This window comes from Streptomyces sp. NPDC102467 (genome assembly GCF_044765445.1).
GTDB lineage: Bacteria > Actinomycetota > Actinomycetes > Streptomycetales > Streptomycetaceae > Streptomyces.
In genome coordinates this window covers 672963-691143 of the sequence record NZ_JBIWKA010000001.1, presented here as the reverse complement: position 1 = coordinate 691143, position 18181 = coordinate 672963, and the positions used below count along the sequence as shown (strand labels likewise).

General features: G+C 69.0%; 14 protein-coding genes and 1 rRNA gene. 9 read left to right on the top strand and 6 right to left on the bottom strand.

The window, feature by feature from the left end; all coding sequences use genetic code 11:
* Nucleotides 1–70: ribosomal RNA gene (locus ACIREE_RS03095) — 16S ribosomal RNA — on the bottom strand; the annotation flags it as partial.
* A 715-nt stretch (nt 71–785) separates the two neighbouring features.
* On the bottom strand, nt 786–2183 hold the full coding sequence (locus ACIREE_RS03090; protein ID WP_404145256.1) for a cation:dicarboxylate symporter family transporter: 1398 nt from the start codon (nt 2181–2183) through the stop codon (nt 786–788).
* 173 nt (nt 2184–2356) lie between these two features.
* Here ACIREE_RS03090 and ACIREE_RS03085 point away from each other — a divergent pair, with 173 nt between their 5' ends.
* Both ACIREE_RS03085 and ACIREE_RS03080 read left to right on the top strand, forming a co-directional pair.
* Entirely contained in the window at nt 2357–3967 is a 1611-nt protein-coding gene (locus ACIREE_RS03085) for an ATP-binding protein (RefSeq protein WP_404145255.1), read from the top strand.
* Nucleotides 3964–4641, top strand: a complete 678-nt coding sequence (locus ACIREE_RS03080; RefSeq protein ID WP_404145254.1) for a response regulator — start codon at nt 3964–3966, stop codon at nt 4639–4641. Before ACIREE_RS03085 ends, ACIREE_RS03080 begins: the two co-directional genes overlap by 4 nt.
* A gap of 9 nt (nt 4642–4650) precedes the next feature.
* On the opposite strand, the gene ACIREE_RS03075 is transcribed toward ACIREE_RS03080, so the two are convergent.
* A complete protein-coding gene (locus tag ACIREE_RS03075) occupies nt 4651–5694 on the bottom strand; it encodes a YncE family protein (protein ID WP_404145252.1) in 1044 nt (347 codons plus the stop codon).
* Nucleotides 5695–5922: 228 nt separating this feature from the next.
* Between ACIREE_RS03075 and ACIREE_RS03070 the strand changes: the two genes are divergently transcribed.
* The 4 genes from ACIREE_RS03070 (at nt 5923) to ACIREE_RS03055 (ending at nt 9827) form a co-directional block, all read left to right on the top strand.
* Nucleotides 5923–7290, top strand: a complete 1368-nt coding sequence (locus ACIREE_RS03070) for an extracellular solute-binding protein (RefSeq protein WP_404145250.1) — start codon at nt 5923–5925, stop codon at nt 7288–7290.
* A 19-nt stretch (nt 7291–7309) separates the two neighbouring features.
* Nucleotides 7310–8194, top strand: coding sequence for a carbohydrate ABC transporter permease (locus ACIREE_RS03065; protein WP_404145249.1), 885 nt, complete (start codon nt 7310–7312; stop codon nt 8192–8194).
* Nucleotides 8195–9022 carry a carbohydrate ABC transporter permease gene (locus tag ACIREE_RS03060; protein WP_404145247.1) on the top strand — a complete coding sequence of 276 codons (828 nt, stop codon included), beginning with the start codon at nt 8195–8197 and terminating at the stop codon, nt 9020–9022. It abuts the gene before it with no gap.
* A 94-nt stretch (nt 9023–9116) separates the two neighbouring features.
* A complete protein-coding gene (locus ACIREE_RS03055; protein WP_404145246.1) occupies nt 9117–9827 on the top strand; it encodes a helix-turn-helix domain-containing protein in 711 nt (236 codons plus the stop codon).
* A gap of 134 nt (nt 9828–9961) precedes the next feature.
* Here ACIREE_RS03055 and ACIREE_RS03050 read toward each other — a convergent pair whose 3' ends face one another.
* Nucleotides 9962–10987 carry an ATP-dependent 6-phosphofructokinase gene (locus ACIREE_RS03050; RefSeq protein ID WP_404145244.1) on the bottom strand — a complete coding sequence of 342 codons (1026 nt, stop codon included), beginning with the start codon at nt 10985–10987 and terminating at the stop codon, nt 9962–9964.
* 268 nt (nt 10988–11255) lie between these two features.
* Here ACIREE_RS03050 and pta point away from each other — a divergent pair, with 268 nt between their 5' ends.
* The 3 genes from pta (at nt 11256) to pyk (ending at nt 16121) form a co-directional block, all read left to right on the top strand.
* Nucleotides 11256–13331, top strand: coding sequence for a phosphate acetyltransferase (pta, locus tag ACIREE_RS03045; RefSeq protein WP_404145242.1), 2076 nt, complete (start codon nt 11256–11258; stop codon nt 13329–13331).
* 58 nt (nt 13332–13389) lie between these two features.
* The gene (locus tag ACIREE_RS03040) at nt 13390–14616 is read left to right on the top strand and encodes an acetate kinase (RefSeq protein ID WP_404145241.1); all 1227 of its coding nucleotides are present in this window, start codon (nt 13390–13392) and stop codon (nt 14614–14616) included.
* A gap of 74 nt (nt 14617–14690) precedes the next feature.
* Nucleotides 14691–16121, top strand: a complete 1431-nt coding sequence (pyk, locus tag ACIREE_RS03035) for a pyruvate kinase (protein WP_404145240.1) — start codon at nt 14691–14693, stop codon at nt 16119–16121.
* A 104-nt stretch (nt 16122–16225) separates the two neighbouring features.
* Here the strand turns inward: pyk and ACIREE_RS03030 are convergent, their stop codons facing one another.
* The gene (locus tag ACIREE_RS03030) at nt 16226–17440 is read right to left on the bottom strand and encodes a hypothetical protein (RefSeq protein ID WP_404145238.1); all 1215 of its coding nucleotides are present in this window, start codon (nt 17438–17440) and stop codon (nt 16226–16228) included.
* Nucleotides 17441–17534: 94 nt separating this feature from the next.
* Nucleotides 17535–18095: a DUF6114 domain-containing protein gene (locus ACIREE_RS03025; protein WP_404145236.1), complete on the bottom strand. Its 561-nt coding sequence runs from the start codon at nt 18093–18095 to the stop codon at nt 17535–17537.
* Between the last annotated feature and the right edge of the window lie 86 nt (nt 18096–18181).

Here is an 18181-nt window from a genome sequence, read left to right as displayed (position 1 = left end):
ATCGTTCGACTTGCATGTGTTAAGCACGCCGCCAGCGTTCGTCCTGAGCCAGGATCAAACTCTCCGTGAATGTTTACCGGATAATTCCGGTGACATCACGAGAGCGGACCGGACAGGAGGAATAATCCCGTCCGGTCTCAGCGTCCTCGCTGATGCGCCTACCAGCCTCAAGGGCCGACAGGACTTTTTCAAAGGAACCTCGTCCCGACCATGACGGCCGGAGACGGGGTAATCAACATATCTGGCGTTGACTTTTGGCACGCTGTTGAGTTCTCAAGGAACGGACGCTTCCTTTGTACTCACCCTCGCGGGCTTTCCTCCGGGCGCTTCCCTTCGGTCTTGCTGTCTTGCGTTTCCGACTCTATCAGATCTTTCCGATCCGATTTCCTCGGGGTCTTGCTGGTCCTACTTTTCGCTTTCCGACCTTTCGGCCTTCCTGCGTTGTCGACTCTATCAGATCCTTTCGGGCCTGATTCCCTGTCAACCGGGTTTGTCTTCCCGGCCGTTGGGCCGTTCCGACGTCCCAAACATTAGCGGATCCTCGCGGCCGTTCCTAATCGAGTCGATCAGGTCATTCGCAGTCCACAACCGAATTGAATTCGGGCAAGCCGAAAACAAACCCGGTCAGGGAGATCGTGCTGGTGTTTGGATGCCGCATCAGCGGCAGGAGGCGCTGCCCTGGAACCGTGGGCTCCGGGACAACTCGAAGGACCCTACGCCACCCACGCCGGTAGTACAAAAGCGGGGTCCGGCACGTGCTGTGCCGGACCCCGCCTCGAGACTGCTCAGGCCCCGACGGGCTCCTTCGTCTCGCCGCCACGCGGCGTCGGCAGCTCCGTGTCGTCGGTGTCGTCGGTGTCGTCGGCGCTGGTGTCCAGCAACGTACGTTCGTCGAACGGCAGCTGACCGGCGAGTACCCGCTCCACCCGGTCCCGGTCGACCTCCCCGGTCCAGTGACCGATCAGCAGCGTGGCCACCGCGTTGCCCGCGAAGTTCGTCAGCGCCCGCGCCTCGCTCATGAAGCGGTCGATGCCGATGATGAGGCCGACTCCGTCGACCAGCGCCGGCTTGTGCGACTGCAGGCCGCTCGCGAGGACCGCGATGCCGGAACCGGAGACACCGGCCGCGCCCTTCGACGCGATCATCATGAAGAGGAGCAGGCCGATCTGCTGGCCGACGCTCATCGGCTGGTCCATGGCGTCGGCGATGAACAGGGACGCCATGGTCAGGTAGATCATCGTGCCGTCGAGGTTGAAGGAGTAGCCGGTCGGCACCGTGATGCCGACGACCGGGCGGCTCACGCCCAGGTGCTCCATCTTCGCGATCAGCCGCGGCAGCGCCGACTCGGAGGACGACGTCGACAGGATCAGCAGGAACTCGCGGCCCAGGTACTTGAGGAGCGAGAAGATGTTGAAGCCGGTCGCCAGGCGCAGGATCGCCGCCAGCACGATGCCCACGAACAGGGCGCAGGTGACGTAGAAGCCGATCATGATCGTGGCGAGGGCCTTGAGCGCGTCCACGCCGGTTTCACCGATCACGGCGGCCATCGCGCCGAACGCGCCCAGCGGAGCGGCCCACATGATCATGCCGAGGACGCGGAAGACCAGCTTCTGGATGTGCTCGATGCCGCGCAGGACCGGCCGGCCGGAGCGGCCCATGGCCTGCAGGGCGAAGCCGACGAGGAGGGCCACGAGCAGGGTCTGCAGGACCTCGCCCTCGGTGAACGCGGAGACCAGCGTGGTCGGGATGACCCCGAGGATGAAGTCGACCGGGCCTTCCGCGGCGTCCTTGGCCGCGACGTGGCCGACCTCCTTCGTGGCCTCGGTGAGGTGCATGCCGCTGCCGGGATGCAGGATGTTGCCGACGATGAGGCCGATCGCCAGGGCGACCATCGACATGACGACGAAGTAGCCGAGGGCGAGGCCGCCGACCTTGCCGATCTTCGCGGCCTTCCGTACCGAGCCGACGCCGAGCACGATCGTGCAGAAGATGATCGGCGAGATCATCATCTTGATCAGGTTCACGAAGCCCGTGCCGATGGGCTTGAGCTCCTTGGCGAAGTCGGGCCAGATGAAGCCGACGGCGATGCCGAGCAGCACCGCCACGATGACGGCGATATAGAGATAGTGCGTGCGGTCCCGCTTGATGGCGGGGGGCGTGGTTTCGGTCCCGGACTCGGCCACGGTTCCTCCTGACGACGACGTCGGCGTACTGGAACGTAAGTCCCGGAGGGGGCCCTTACGCGGGGGACGTGCGGCTCACGGTCCCCGGATCCCGGTGACTATCTCCCAGGCGGTGAGGACCGTCACCCTTCCGTTCATTTAGTTCGCACTTATACGACCGGCAGACTGGCGGCATGCGCTTCCCTCTCCCCCGCAGCCTGGCCGGTCAGCTCTTCGCGATGCAGGCCGTCCTCGTCGCGGTCGTCGTCGCGGGATGCGCGCTGTTCACGTACGTCAGTGACCGCAATCAGGCGGAGACGGCGGCGCAGCGGCAGGCCACGGCGGCGGCCACGGCGGTCGCCGACTCTCCTTCGGTGCGTGCGGCGATCGTGGCGCCCGGGAATCCGAGCGGACGGCTGCGGGCGTACGCGGATGACGTCCAGCGGCACACCGGCGTCGACTTCGTGACGATCATGGATCCGCACGGCATCCGCTGGACCCACCCGGACGAGCGGCAGATCGGCAAGCGGTTCCTCGGGCATATCGGGCCCGCCCTCAAGGGCCGCACGTTTCCGGAGACGTACACGGGGACGCTCGGCCCGTCGGTGCGTGTGGTCACGCCGGTCTACGGCTCCGGGCACCGGGTCGTCGGTCTGGTCAGCGCCGGCATCACGATCGACGAGATCACCGCGCAGGCGCGCGGGCAGGTGATCGCCGTCGCGGGGGTGGCGGGGGCCGCGCTGGTGCTCGGCGGTATCGGCACGTATGTCATCAATGCGCGGCTGCGGCGTCATACCCACGGGATGAACGCCGCCGAGCTGCACCGGATGCACGCCTACCATCAGGCCGCGCTGCACGCCGTCCGCGAGGGGCTCGTCATGCTCGACGGGCAGCGGCGGGTGGCGCTCATCAACGACGGGGCCCGCGAGCTGCTGGGCGTCGGCGAGGAGGCGGTGGGCCGGGGCGTCGCCGAGCTGGGGCTGCCCGCGCCGCTCACCGGCGCTCTGCTGGCCGCCGAGCCGCGCGTCGACGAGGTGCATCTGACGGCGGACCGGGTCGTGGTCGTGAACACGTCGCCGGTGGCCAGCGGTGACCGGCGCGGCACTGTCGTCACCCTGCGCGATCACACCGAACTCCAGTCGGTGATGGGCGAGTTGGACTCGGAGCGGGGCTTCACGCAGGCGCTCAGGTCGCAGGCCCATGAGGCGGCGAACCGGCTGCACACGGTGGTGTCGCTGATCGAGTTGGGGCGGGCGGAGGAGGCGGTCGACTTCGCCACGGCGGAGCTGGAGCTGGCCCAGACGCTGACCGACCAGGTCGTCGGCGCCGTCAGTGAGCCCGTGCTGGCCGCCCTGCTGCTCGGCAAGGCGGCGCAGGCCAATGAGCACGGGGTGGAGCTGGTCGTGTCCGGTGATACGCGGATCGACGACGGGCTGCTGCCGCAGGCGCTGGCCGCCCGCGATCTGGTGACGGTGCTCGGCAATCTCGTCGACAACGCGGTGGACGCGGCGCAGGGGTCGCCGCGCGCCCGGGTCACCGTGACGGCCCGCGCCACCGCCGACGCCCTGCTGCTGCGGGTCACCGACACCGGGCCCGGCGTGGACCCGGAGCACACGGACGCCGTGTTCGAGCGCGGCTGGTCGACGAAGCCCGCGGGGCCCGGCGGTCGTGGGCTCGGCCTCGCGCTCGTACGACAGGCGGTGCGCCGCAACGGGGGCACACTGGAGCTGGCGCAGTCGGCGGAGGGCGGGGCCGAGTTCACCGCGCTGCTGCCCTTGACGACAACCCGGGACGGAACGCCATGACGGACCCGCGGATCAGAGTCCTGGTGGTGGAGGACGACCCGGTCGCCGCCGACGCCCACGCCCTCTACGTCGGCCGGGTGCCGGGCTTCGTCATCGTCGCCAAGGCGCACACCGCCGCCGAGGCGCGGCGCGCCCTGGACCGGGCGCCGGTCGATCTGATCCTGCTCGATCTGCACCTGCCCGACGGTCATGGCCTGGCGCTCGCCAGGTCGCTGCGTACCGCGGGGCATCAGGCGGACGTCATCGCGGTCACGTCGGCCCGGGATCTGGCGGTCGTGCGGGAGGGCGTCTCGCTGGGTGTCGTCCAGTACGTACTGAAGCCGTTCACGTTCGCCACGCTGCGGGACCGGCTCGTGCGCTATGCCGAGTACCGCACTTCGAGCGGTGAGGCGACCGGGCAGGACGAGGTCGACCGGGCCCTGGCCAACCTGCGCTCCCCCGCTCCGGCCGCCCTGCCCAAGGGGTTGAGCGCGCCCACTCTGGAGCGGGTCACGCAGGCGCTGCGCGAGGCCGCTCCCGAGGGCATGACGGCGTCGTCGGCCGCCGGGTCGGTCGGCATCTCGCGCATCACCGCGCGCCGTTACCTGGAGCACCTGGTGGACGCGGGCCTGGCCGTGCGCAGTCCGCAGTACGGGCAGGTCGGCCGGCCCGAGTTGATCTACTCCTGGAAGTGACAGCAGGTTCTAGCGGACCCGGAAGCGGGTGAGCTGGTCCTCGCCTGTCGGGCCCGTGCCGGACTTGTCGACGACGTAGGCGGTGCCGCCGGCGATCTCGACGTGGTTGGGGTTGGCGCCGGTGGGGACGGTCTTGACGACGGTGCCCTTGCGCGGGTCGACGACGGTCGCGGTGGCGTCCGTGCGGTTGACGGCGACGACGCGGCCGGAGCGGTCGTCGGCGGCCACGGAGAGCGGTCCGGCGCCCGTCGGCACGGACTTGGTGACGAGTCCCTTGTCCAGGTCGACGACGGAGACGGTGCCGCCGGTGTTGTCGGCCGTGTACGCGGTGCGGCCGTTCTTGGAGAGGGCCACGGAGATGGGTCCTTCGCCGGTCGGGACGAGGCGCGGCGTCGTGGACTTCCGGTTCACCACGATGAGTTGGTCGTTGGTGAGGTCGGCGGCGTAGACCGTGCCGGTGTGCTCGTTCACGGCTATGCCGGTGGGGCCCGCGCCCTCGACGGTGACGCGCCGCTTCTCCTGATACGTACGGCTGTCGAAGGCCACGAGGCTGCCGTCGCCGAAGCCGCTCGCCCAGACGGTGTCGTGCTTGTCGTCGACGACGATCTCGCGGGCGTGCGCGACGTTCGGCAAGGTCGCGAGGTGGGCGCCGTCGCGTTGGCTGTAGACGGCGACGCTGTTGTTGCGGGTGTTGGTGACCCAGACGGTGTTGTGCTCGTCGTCGACGGCGACGCCGTAGACCGCTTCGACGGCGCCGGTGGCCGCGTCGGTGACCGGCGGGGTGTAGGTGGCCAGGACCTTCAGCGTCCTCGGGTCGACCTTGCTCAGGGCGGAGGTGGTCACCGGGGGGCGGCCCACGGCCGACGCGGTCCACAGGACGTGGTTCCGCTCCGAGTACGCCGACTGGTAGAGGCCTTTGGCGACGGGGGCGGCGATGGAGGCGGGTGCTCCGGTACCGGTGGAGGCGACGGCGGCCGGGGCCGTCGTCGCACCCGCGACGAGGGCCACCGCGACGGCGGCGGAACGGCGGATCCTGGGCGTGATGCGAGGCATGCGGCGTCAATCTCCTTCTGCGACAGGGGTGTTGCTCAACCACCCGGAGATTAACTTAGCTTAGGCTAACCTAACTTTCCACTTCGGCCCCATGGCCCGGTTACAACGTTGTCACCGATGTGACGAGGGTCCGCGCACACCCATTGACCTTGCTCCGAACCGGCCCGTACGTTCACGGGCAGCCCCGCGTGGCAACGATGCCCGCGAGCGTCGTAGGAGGTCGTGCCCGTGCGCCCCACCGCCCCTGTGCTCGTCGCCACCGCCCTGCTGGCCGCCGGAACGCTCACCGCCTGCGGCGGCGGCTCCGGCGGCGACGCGAATACGGTCCGGGTCTCGTACAAGCAGTCCACGGACAACGAGAGCAAAGTCCCGGACATCTATCTCGCCGCGATGAAGAAGCAGTTCGAGAAGGACCACCCGGGCAAGAAGGTCGAACTCGTCCCGATCAAGGCCGCGGACGCCGACTACTACACGAAGCTCCAGCAGATGCTCCGCTCGCCGAAGACGGCACCGGACCTGGTCTACGAGGACACGTTCCTCATCAACTCCGACATCACCAGCGGGTACCTGCGGCCGCTGGACAAGTACCTGGACAAGTGGTCGGACTGGGACCAGTTCATCGACACGGCGAAGACCGCCGCGAAGGCCGAGGACGGCAAGACGTACGGCGTCCCGGACGGCACCGACACCCGCGGCCTCTGGTACGACAAGGCCATCCTCAAGAAGGCCGGCATCGCGACGCCCTGGCAGCCGAAGAACTGGGCCGAGATCCTCGACACGGCCCGCACCATCAAGGAGAAGGTCCCGGGCGTCACCCCGCTGAACCTCTACACCGGGAAGCCGGGCGGCGAGCAGTCGACGATGCAGGGCTTCGAGATGCTGCTGTACGGGACGGGCGACGGCGGTTCGGACCCGCTCTACGACACATCCAGCAGCAAGTGGGTGGCCGGCTCCCAGGCGTTCAAGGACAGCCTGAAGTTCGTCGAGACCGTCTACAAGGAGAAGCTCGGCCCCGACGTCTCCGACGCCCTCGACCCGAACGTCGGCACCAACGTCCGCGGCGACCTCCTGCCCAAGGGCAAGCTCGGCATCGACCTCGACGGGTCCTGGCTCCCGCAGGACTGGATCAAGGGCGCGGGACACGAATGGCCCGAGTGGTCGCAGAAGCTGGGGCTCGCGCACATGCCGACGCAGAACGGCCAGGCGCCCGGCAAGGTCAGCATGTCCGGCGGCTGGACCTGGGCCGTCCCGGCCAAGGCGAGCAACCCGGACCTCGCCTTCGACTTCATCAAGACGATGCAGACGAAGGCCAACGCGCAGCGCTGGTACATCGCCAACTCCGGCATCTCCGTCCGCAAGGACGTCGCCGCGGACCCGGCGTACGTGAAGGCGCAGCCCGGCATCAAGTTCTTCACGGACCTGGTCGCGACGACCCACTACCGCCCGGCCTATCCCGCGTACCCCAAGGTGTCCACGGCGATCCAGGAGGCGATGGAGTCGGTGACGACAGGGGACTCCTCGGTGGACAAGGCGGCGTCGACGTACGACGAGCAGGTGAAGACGGCCGCCGACGGCAAGGTCGTCAACAAGCCCTGATCGCAACGGCGTTGAGGAAATGGAAGGTGACCACAGCCCCGTGACCCGCCGCCGCGCGGCACTCCGCGCCCTGCCCATCGCCCCGGCCACGATCATCATGGCCCTGTTCCTCGCGGGCCCGATCGCCTACTGCGCGTACATCGCGTTCACCGATCTGCAGCTGACCGGCCAGGCGGAGTCGTCCTTCGTCGGGTTCGACAACTTCAAGGCCGCGTTCCAGGACGACGCCTTCCTCAACGCGGTCCGGCTGACGCTCGTCTTCACGTTCCTGTCGTCGATCGTCGGCCAGAACACCCTGGGCATGGCCCTCGCGGCGCTCATGCAGCGCGCCTCGAAACCGGTCCGCACGGTCACCGGCGCGGTGGTCGTCACGGCCTGGGTGCTGCCGGAGGTCGTCGCGGGCTTTCTCCTGTACGCGTTCTTCCGCCGCGAGGGCACGCTCAATGCGATCCTCGACTGGCTCCATCTGCCGAGCCAGAACTGGCTGTACACGCTGCCGATCCTCGCGGTGTCGTTCGCGAACATGTGGCGCGGCACGGCCTTCTCGATGCTCGTCTACTCGGCGGCGTTCTCCGAGATCCCGAAGGAGGTCACGGAGGCCGCCGAGGTCGACGGCGCGAACGCCTGGCAGCGCCTGTGGCACGTCACGCTGCCGATGATCCGCCGCTCCATCGGCACGAACCTGATGCTCAACACGCTCCAGACCCTGTCCGTCTTCGGGCTCATCTGGGTGATGACCCGCGGCGGGCCCGGCAACCACAGCCAGACCCTCCCCCTGTTCATGTACGAGCAGGCCTTCCAGAAGAGCATGATCGGCTACGGCACCGCGGTCGCCCTGCTCCTGCTGGTGGTCGGCTCCCTGTTCTCGCTGGTCTATATGCGCCTGCTGCGCTCGGAGGCCTGAGTGACCCGCCGCGCCACCAGAAACCGGCTGACCGCCGACGCGACCCTGATCCTCGTCACCTTCGCCTTCGTGCTCCCGCTGGCCTGGGTGGTGCTGTCCTCCCTGGACGCGGACGCGAACCTCAAGGTGAAGTTCCCGACGCATGCCACGCTCGACAACTTCGACGCGGTCCTGAAGCCGGACATCACCTTCACCCCGCTCCTGAACAGCCTGATCCTGTGCGGCGGTGCGACGGCCCTCACGGTCGTCGCCGCGGCGCTCGCCGCGTATCCGCTGTCCCGCTACCGCTCGCGCCTGAACAACCCGTACCTGGCGACGATCCTCTTCGCGACGTGTCTGCCGATCACGGCGATCATGGTCCCGGTGTACGCGCTGTTCGTGCAGGTGAACCTGATCGACACGATGGCGGGCACGATCTACTTCTTCACCGCCTCCCAACTCCCGTTCGCCATCTGGCTGATGAAGAACTTCATGGACGGTGTACCGAAGGAGCTGGAGGAGGCGGCCTGGACGGACGGCGCGAACACCTTCCAGTCCCTGCTGCGCATCGTGCTGCCGCTGATGGGCCCGGGGGTCGCCGTCGTCACGGTGTTCTGCTTCGCCATGATGTGGGGCAACTTCTTCGTCCCGTTCATGCTGCTGCTCTCCCCCGACCAGATGCCGGCGTCGGTCAGCATCAACGACTTCTTCGGCAACCGCGGCACGGTGGTCTACGGCCAGCTCGCGGCGTTCTCGATCATCTACTCGACGCCGGTGATCCTGCTGTACGTCCTGGTCTCGCGGCGCTTCGGCGGGGGCTTCGCGCTCGGCGGCGCGGTCAAGGGCTGACGGCCGGGACGCCGGCCCAAGGACCTGTACGTTCCTACGACATGTCACGCAAGACGAACGCACCGTAGCCAAGCGGGCCGTTCCCCCCTACTTTGTGCCCGTGCAGCACACCGCCGCGTCGCATCAGCAGCCCACCCCGCCGTTCAACGCCCCCGCCGCCCGCCGCCTCCGCGAGGCGCTCGGGATGGCGCCGGGCCATGTCGCGTACGGCATGCGCGCGTCCTATGGACTCGCGCACATAACCCCCGAGACGATCATCGCCTGGGAGCGCGGTGACGCGGCACCCTCGGCGGGTGAACTCACCGCGCTCGCCGGGGCGTTGTGGTGCTCACAGGGCGAACTCATCGGTGCGCCACGGACGTTGAGGGAGCACCGGCTCGCGCTCGGGCTCGCCCCGGAGGACGTGGCGCGGGAGGTCGGCGTCGAGATCCACGCGTATCTGCGCATGGAGGAGACCGGCGAATGGCGGGGCAACGACCGTCAGTCGAGCGCGCTCGCCGGGACGCTGCGGCTCGCGCCGCGCGCGTTCTCGACGGTGACCGGGCGGGACGCGCAGCTGGCGGAGCTGCTGCACAGTGCGGCGACCACGCGCTGGCAGGCGTACGTGCGGCCGCTGGCGCGGCTCGTGCCGGTGCAGCGGCGCGAGGCGGAGGACGTGCTGCACGAGATGCACCTGGAGTACCAGGCACTGATGGCCGCGACGCTGAGCTGGGGCGGCGGTGCGTCGGCCGGGGCGGGGGACGCGGGCCGGGACTTCCTGGACCGGATCCTGGACGAGTTCTGGTCGAGGATCCGCAACCCTTAGAAGCGACGCCCCTGAGGAAGCGCACGGAGTGCGCACCTCAGGGACGCGGGGAACTGCGCGCAGCAGGACCACCGGCGGAAAGCCGGTGAGCCGCCTCGCCCGGCAGACGAGAATCCGAGCCCGACGCGGGGCGCCTAGAAAACGGACTCCGCCTCATCCATCCGGTCCTTGGGGACCGTCTTCAGCTCGGTGACGGCGTCGGCGAGCGGCACCATCTCGATGTCGGTGCCGCGCAGCGCGGTCATCCGGCCGAACTCGCCGCGGTGCGCGGCTTCCACGGCGTGCCAGCCGAACCGGGTGGCGAGCACCCTGTCGTACGCGGTGGGGGTACCGCCGCGCTGCACGTGGCCGAGGATGACGGGCCGCGCCTCCTTGCCGAGGCGGCTCTCCAGCTCGTAGGCGAGGGCGGTGCCGATGCCCTGGAACCGCTCGTGGCCGAACTGGTCGATGGCGCCCTTGCCGTAGTCCATGGTGCCGTCGGCGGGGTGCGCGCCCTCCGCGACGCAGATGACGGCGAACTTCTTGCCGCGGGCGAACCGCTCCTCGACCATCTTGACCAGGTCGGCCGGGTCGAAGGGGCGCTCGGGCAGGCAGATGCCGTGGGCGCCGCCGGCCATGCCGGACTCCAGGGCGATCCAGCCCGCGTGCCGGCCCATGACCTCGACGACCATGACCCGCTGGTGGGACTCGGCGGTCGTCTTGAGGCGGTCCATCGCCTCGGTGGCGACGCCGACAGCGGTGTCGAAGCCGAAGGTGCGGTCGGTGGAGGAGATGTCGTTGTCGATCGTCTTCGGGACGCCGACGACGGGCAGGCCCGCGTCGGAGAGCATCCGGGCCGCGGTGAGCGTGCCCTCGCCGCCGATCGGGATGAGGACGTCGAAGCCGATCTCCTCGGCGAGCTGCTTGGCGTTCTCGCAGGCCGCGCGGAACTTGTCGCGCTCCAGGCGGGACGAGCCGAGGATGGTGCCGCCGCGGGCGAGTATGCCGCTGACCGCGTTGAGATCGAGGGTCCTGGCGCGGCCGTCGAGCAGCCCCGCGTAGCCGTCCTCGAAGCCGAGCACCTCGTCGCCGTAGTGCGTGACGGCTCGGTGCACGACCGACCGGATCACTGCGTTCAGGCCAGGGCAGTCGCCGCCTGCGGTGAGAACTCCGATACGCATCGTGCTGTGTCTCCTGCTCGCTGCCGGTACGTGTGAGCCACTGTGATTCTTCCACGCTCCGGGAGGGGCCGCGTTCGCGCACGCCACGCAAGGGGCTTCGGCATGCTGTCGGAGGGCACGGGGACCCTGCTTTACAGGACTTCTGTCCGGCGGGCGACCTAGCCACCGCCAGAGGTATTGTCAAGAGGGCACGGCTTCCATTACGGCCATTTTTTCAGCGCGGCCTTTTCGGCCGCCGAGGAAACCACCGAGGAAACGGAGAGCACGCGTGACGCGCAGCGTGTACGTGACCGGGATCGACCGGGGTGACGGCCGGCAGGTCGTCGAGCTGGGAGTCATGGAGCTCCTGACCCGCCAGGTCGACCGGGTGGGGGTCTTCCGCCCGCTCGTCCACGACGGCCCCGACCGGCTCTTCGATCTGCTGCGGGCGCGTTATCGGCTGTCCCAGGACCCGGCGAGCGTGTACGGCCTCGACTACCACGAGGCCTCCGCGATCCAGGCCGAACAGGGCACCGACGAGCTGCTGTCGCGCCTGGTCGACCGGTTCCACACGGTGGCCCGCGACTACGACGTCGTCCTCGTGCTCGGCACCGACTTCGCCGACACCCAGCTCCCGGACGAGCTGGCGCTCAACGCCCGGCTCGCGAACGAGTTCGGCGCCTCCGTGCTGCCGGTCGTCGGCGGCAAGAAGCAGACCGCCGAGTCGGTGCGCGCCGAGGCCCGCAACGCGTACCGCGCCTACGAGGCCCTGGGCTGCGACGTCCTCGCGATGATCGTCAACCGGGTCGCCGCCTCGGACCGCGACGAGATCCATCAGCAGCTCGAAGCGCATCTCCCGGTGCCCACGTTCGTGCTGCCCGACGAGCCCGCGCTCTCCGCGCCGACCGTCTCGCAGATCACCCACGCCCTCGGCGGCACGGTGCTGCTCGGCGACGGCGCGGGCCTGGCGCGCGACGCCCTGGACTTCGTGTTCGGCGGCGCCATGCTGCCGAACTTCCTGAACGCGCTGACCCCGGGCTGCATGGTCGTCACCCCCGGCGACCGCGCCGACCTGGTGGTCGGCTCGCTCGCCGCGCACAGCGCGGGCACCCCGCCCATCGCGGGCATCCTGCTCACTCTGAACGAGCGGCCGGGCGAGGAGATCCTCAAGCTCGCCGACCGGCTCGCACCGGGCACGCCGGTGGTCGCGGTGGCGGGCGGCTCGTTCCCCACGGCGGGCGAACTCTTCGCCCTGGAAGGCAAGTTGAACGCGGCGACGCCCCGCAAGGCGGAGACGGCCCTGGGCCTCTTCGAGCGGTACGTCGACACGGCCGGGCTGCTCAAGACCATCCAGGCGCCGGCCACGGACCGCGTCACGCCGATGATGTTCGAGCACAAGCTGCTCGAGCAGGCCCGTTCGGACAAGCGCCGCGTCGTGCTGCCCGAGGGCACCGAGGAGCGGGTACTGCGCGCCGCCGATGTCCTGTTGCGCCGCGGGGTCTGCGACCTGACGCTGCTCGGGCCTGTCGAGCAGATCCGCAAGAAGGCCGCCGATCTCGGCGTAGACCTGGCAGACAGCCAGCTCATCGACCCGCGGACCTCCGAGCTGCGGGACCGTTTCGCCAGTGAGTACGCCGAGCTGCGCGCCCACAAGGGCGTCACCGTGGAGCTGGCGCACGACGTGGTCGCCGACGTGAACTACTTCGGCACGCTGATGGTCCAGGAGGGCCTGGCGGACGGCATGGTGTCGGGCTCCGTGCACTCCACGGCCGCGACCATCCGGCCCGCCTTCGAGATCATCAAGACCAAGCCGGACGCGGCGATCGTCTCCTCCGTCTTCTTCATGTGCCTGGCCGACAAGGTCCTCGTCTACGGCGACTGCGCCGTGAACCCGGATCCGAACGCCCAGCAGCTCGCGGACATCGCCATGCAGTCCGCGGTCACCGCCGAGCAGTTCGGTGTGGACCCGCGCATCGCGATGCTGTCGTACTCCACCGGCACCTCCGGCTCCGGCGCCGACGTCGACAAGGTCCGCGAGGCCACCGAGCTGGTGCGCTCGGTGCGGTCCGAGCTGAAGATCGAGGGGCCGATCCAGTACGACGCCGCGGTCGAGCCGAGCGTGGCGGCCACCAAGCTGCCGGGCTCCGCGGTCGCGGGCCAGGCCAGCGTGCTGATCTTCCCGGACCTCAACACCGGCAACAACACGTACAAGGCCGTGCAGCGCTCGGCCGGCGCGATCGCCGTCGGCCCGGTCCTCCAGGGCCTGCGCAAGCCGGTCAACGACCTGTCCCGCGGCGCGCTCGTGCAGGACATCGTGAACACGGTCGCCATCACGGCGATCCAGGCCCAGACGCCGGCCGGCTGAACCTCGTAGGCATACCTCGTAACGCATACCTCGTACCCGACGAAAAGGCAGCTTTTCCGTGACCGCGACCCGAGTCCTCGTCCTCAACTCCGGCTCCTCGTCGGTGAAGTACCAGCTGCTCGACATGCGCGACGGTTCGCGGCTCGCCGCGGGCCTCGTCGAACGCATCGGCGAGGAGACCTCACGCCTCAAGCACACGCCGCTGACCGGCGGGGGCGGCGAGGCACGGGAGCGGGAGCAGCCGATCGCCGACCACGAGGAAGCCCTCAAGGCGGTCGCCGACGAGCTGGCGCAGGACGGGCTCGGTCTCGACTCCCCCGAGCTGGCCGCCATCGGCCACCGCGTGGTGCACGGCGGCCTGTTCTTCTCCGAGCCGACCGTGATCGACGACGCGGTGCTCAAGGAGGTGGAGCGGCTCATCCCGGTGGCGCCGCTGCACAACCCGGCGAACCTGACGGGCATCCGTACGGCGATGGCGCTCCGCCCCGACCTGCCGCAGGTCGCGGTCTTCGACACGGCGTTCCACACGACGATGCCGGAGTCGGCCGCGCGCTACGCGATCGATGTGAAGACCGCCGACGAGCACCGCATCCGCCGCTACGGCTTCCACGGCACCTCGCACGCGTACGTGTCGCGCAAGACGGCGCAGCTGCTCGGCAAGGAGCCCGAGGACGTCAACGTCATCGTCCTGCACCTGGGCAACGGCGCCTCGGCCTCCGCTGTGCGCGGCGGGATCTGCGTGGACACATCGATGGGCCTCACGCCGCTTGAGGGCCTGGTGATGGGTACGCGTTCAGGAGACGTCGACCCGGCCGTCATCTTCCATCTGATGCGGGTGGGCAATATGTCCGCGGACGAGATCGACGTCCTTCTCAACAAGAAGAGCGGCCTGATCGGTCTCTGCGGCGACAACGACATGCGCGAGATCCGGCGGCGGATCGACGAGGGCGACGAGGAGGCACGGCTCGCCTTCGACATCTACATCCACCGCCTGAAGAAGTACATCGGTTCGTACTACGCGGTGCTCGGCCGGGTGGACGCGGTCGCGTTCACCGCCGGGGTCGGTGAGAACGCGGCGCCGGTGCGGGAGGCTGCGGTCGCGGGCCTCGAGGAGCTGGGGCTCGCGGTCGACGGTGAGCTGAATTCCGTACGTTCCGACGAGGCCCGGGTCATCTCGCCCGAGTACGCCCGGGTCACCGTCGCCGTGGTCCCCACGGACGAGGAGCTGGAGATCGCGCAGCAGACCTACGCACTGATCGCCCCGCCGGAGAACCGCAACGCCTGAGCACCTGTCCGCCCATTTGTAGTTTCCACCAGACGGAATATTCCGTAGCGAAACAAACCGATAGGATCGCCCCCATGCGCCGTTCCAAAATCGTCTGCACGCTGGGCCCCGCCGTCGACTCCGAAGAGCAGCTCGTCTCGCTGATCGAAGCCGGTATGAACGTGGCCCGCTTCAACTTCAGCCATGGCTCGCACGCCGAGCACCAGGGTCGTTACGACCGGGTGCGCGCCGCTGCCGAGAAGACCGGCCGCGCGGTGGGTGTCCTCGCCGACCTCCAGGGCCCGAAGATCCGTCTGGAGACCTTCGCCGAGGGCCCCGTCGAGCTGGTGCGGGGTGACGAGTTCACCATCACCACCGAGGATGTGGCGGGTGACAAGTCGATCTGCGGCACGACGTACAAGGGCCTGCCCGGCGACGTCTCCAAGGGCGACCAGGTACTGATCAACGACGGCAACGTCGAGCTCAGGGTCGTCGAGGTCGACGGACCGCGGGTCAAGACGATCGTCGTCGAGGGCGGCGTCATCTCCGACCACAAGGGCATCAACCTGCCCGGCGCGGCCGTCAACGTACCGGCCCTGTCCGAGAAGGACATCGAGGACCTGCGCTTCGCACTGGCGATGGGCTGCGACATGGTCGCCCTGTCCTTCGTGCGCGACGCCGGCGACGTCAAGGACGTCCACAAGGTGATGGACGAGGAGGGCCGCCGGGTCCCCGTCATCGCCAAGGTGGAGAAGCCGCAGGCCGTCGCCAACATGGAGGGCGTCGTCGCGGCGTTCGACGCGGTGATGGTGGCCCGTGGCGACCTCGCCGTCGAGTACCCGCTCGAGAAGGTCCCGATGGTGCAGAAGCGCCTCGTGGAGATGTGCCGCCGCAACGCCAAGCCGGTGATCGTCGCGACCCAGATGATGGAGTCGATGATCACCAACTCGCGCCCCACGCGCGCCGAGGCGTCCGACGTCGCCAACGCGATCCTGGACGGTGCCGACGCGGTCATGCTGTCGGCCGAGTCCTCGGTGGGCGCGTACCCGATCGAGACCGTCAAGACGATGTCGAAGATCGTCCGCGCGGCCGAGGAGGAGCTGCTCTCCAAGGGCCTGCAGCCGCTCGTGCCCGGCAAGAAGCCGCGTACGCAGGGTGGTGCGGTGGCCCGTGCCGCCGCCGAGATCGCCGACTTCCTGGGCGCCGAGGCGCTGGTCGCCTTCACGCAGTCCGGTGACACGGCCCGCCGGCTCTCGCGCTACCGCGCGGCCCAGCCGATCCTGGCCTTCACCACGGACGAGAGCACGCGCAACCAGCTCTCCCTGACCTGGGGCGTCGAGTCCTACGTCGTGCCGCACGTGGACAACACGGACGCCATGGTCGAGCTGGTCGACGCCGAGATGGTCCGGCTGAACCGCTTCAACGACGGCGACACCGTGGTCATCACGGCCGGCTCGCCTCCCGGCATCCCCGGCTCCACCAACATGGTCCGGGTGCACCACCTGGGCGGCGGCGACCGCGACTAGCGGCTGCTTCCGGAACACGCGCCGAGGGCGCCCCCTGTACGAGACAGGGGGCGCCCTCGGCGTTTGTGCGGCTCCCGGACGGGTCCTGAACCTTTACCGGTAGGTCAGCTGTCCTCGATCGTGGACCGCAGACCGGGTACGTGCAGAGTCCCGCCGAACTGCGCCGCCTGCGTGACCTTCACGTTGGTGAAGTACAGGATCGGCAGGTTGACCGGCGGCGGGTTCTTCGCGTTGAACGTCATGGGGATGAGCCCGAGCAGGTTGCCCGAGAGCTCCTCCGTGTACATGGTCGTCGTCCCGTTCCGGATGGTGGACGTGGAGCCCTTGTCCGAGCGGATGTGGAACGACTTGCCGTGCGCGCCGGGGGCGATCTGGTGCAGGTCCCCGATGTCCGTGCCGTTCGAGATGACGTACTTCATGACGCGCTTGACGGTGCCGTCGGCCATCTTGACGTCCACCAGGCCCTGGTAGTCCGCGCCCTTCAGCAGGAGCGAACTGGCCTCCAACTTCCAGGATTCGTTGGGCAGTTGGACCGGCGTCTTCTCGTCGGCGCCCTCGGCATCGGTGGCGGCCGGGCAGTCGTCCGGGACACCGGTGGCGCCGGGGGACGGGGTCGCCGCCTCCGCCGCCTTCTTCTTGGCGTCCTCGGCGGCCTTGTCGAGGCCGTCCTTGGTGTCCTTGACCGCGTCGCCGGCCTTGTCGGTCGTGTCCTTGACCGTGTCACCGACACCGTCGACGGTGTCCTTGACCGCGGAGCCCAGATCCTTGTCCTTGGAGCCGGACTCCTCCTTGGAGCCGGACTCCGACGCCGAGGGGCTGGGAGTCGGGCTTGCCGTCTCCTTGTCCTTCGGCGTGAACAGGTCCTTGAGCGCGTCGCCGACACCCAGGGGGTCGAGCGGGTTCTTGGTCTCCGACGCGGAGGGCGACGGCGTGGCGGCGTCCTGAGCCGCGCTGCCCTTGCTCTCCTCGTCGGCGGTGGAGCCCGACTTGGTCCCGGCGGAGGCCGAGGGCGAGGGCGTGGCCTCGTCCTTCTTGTCCCCGCCCTTGTCGGTGTCCTTGCCGGTGTCCTTGTCCGTGGACTCGGACGCGGACGGCGACGGGGAGGTGGACTCCTCGGCCTTGTCCTTGTCCTTGTCGTCCGTGGCTTTGCCGTCCTTGGCGTCGCGCTCGGCCTGCACCGCGTCGGCGCAGGCCTTGTAGTCGTCCGCCGAGAACTTGGTCGGGTTGTCCTTGGCCGCCGCCAGCGTGGGCGTCATGCCGAGGCCCATCAGTACGGCCGTGGGCATGGCCGCGATGGCTATCGCCTTGCCCGCGGGCATGTGCAACCTGGTGAACAGGTGCTTTCTGGCTGCTGCATGCCGCGGCCCGGTTCTCGCACGGGACTCCCCCGCGGAGCCCTCGTGGTGCACCTCGTCAGCCGGCACGGTGCCTCCCGTTCGTCCCGTTGTCCGGGCTCTTCCCTGACTCGTCGTGGTGTGCGCCCGCGACCTGATAGGTGGCGCCCGCGATGGGCGGCACGGGGGCCGCGTCATCGGGCCCGGCAACGCCGGCGTCCGCCGCAGTGGCCTTCTCCTGCGGCTTGGCCGCACTCCAGGAGATACCGAGGGCGCCGCCGATCAGGGCCAGCAGGAAGCCGATGACGAATCCGCCGAAGTTGGAGACGACAAGGGAGACCAGGGCGAGCAGGATCGCCGCGACACCCGCGAAGACGCGGGACTGGTATTGGAACCACATCGTGAGGCCGAGCACGACAAGCAGGGCGCCGATGATCAGCGATCCGGCGCCGGCCGTGGTGGCCATCCGAATCGTCATCGTGCCGAGCGTCAGGTTCGCGTACGGGAAATACATGATCGGGATGCCGCCGAGCAGGGTCAACAGACCTGCCCAGAAGGGGCGTTGGCCGCGCCAAGTGCGGAACGTCCGGCGTGCGTGGCCGAACCTGTCGTCCACCCCTGCTTGCGCTTCGGCGCTCATGTCGTACAGCTCCTCAGGACTGGCGTTTTGTTCGGTGGTGATGTGTGCGGTACGGGCACGGGGACCTCGGCCGAGTGGTGCGGGCC

Coding starts and splice junctions, on each gene's coding strand:
- ACIREE_RS03085 (WP_404145255.1), top strand. CDS start 2,357: ATGCGCTTCCCTCTCCCCCGCAGCCTGGCCGGTCAGCTCTTCGCGATG.
- ACIREE_RS03065 (WP_404145249.1), top strand. CDS start 7,310: ATGGAAGGTGACCACAGCCCCGTGACCCGCCGCCGCGCGGCACTCCGC.
- ACIREE_RS03050 (WP_404145244.1), bottom strand. CDS start 10,987: ATGCGTATCGGAGTTCTCACCGCAGGCGGCGACTGCCCTGGCCTGAAC.
- ACIREE_RS03025 (WP_404145236.1), bottom strand. CDS start 18,095: ATGAGCGCCGAAGCGCAAGCAGGGGTGGACGACAGGTTCGGCCACGCA.
- pyk (WP_404145240.1), top strand. CDS start 14,691: ATGCGCCGTTCCAAAATCGTCTGCACGCTGGGCCCCGCCGTCGACTCC.
- ACIREE_RS03080 (WP_404145254.1), top strand. CDS start 3,964: ATGACGGACCCGCGGATCAGAGTCCTGGTGGTGGAGGACGACCCGGTC.
- ACIREE_RS03075 (WP_404145252.1), bottom strand. CDS start 5,694: ATGCCTCGCATCACGCCCAGGATCCGCCGTTCCGCCGCCGTCGCGGTG.
- ACIREE_RS03030 (WP_404145238.1), bottom strand. CDS start 17,440: ATGCCCGCGGGCAAGGCGATAGCCATCGCGGCCATGCCCACGGCCGTA.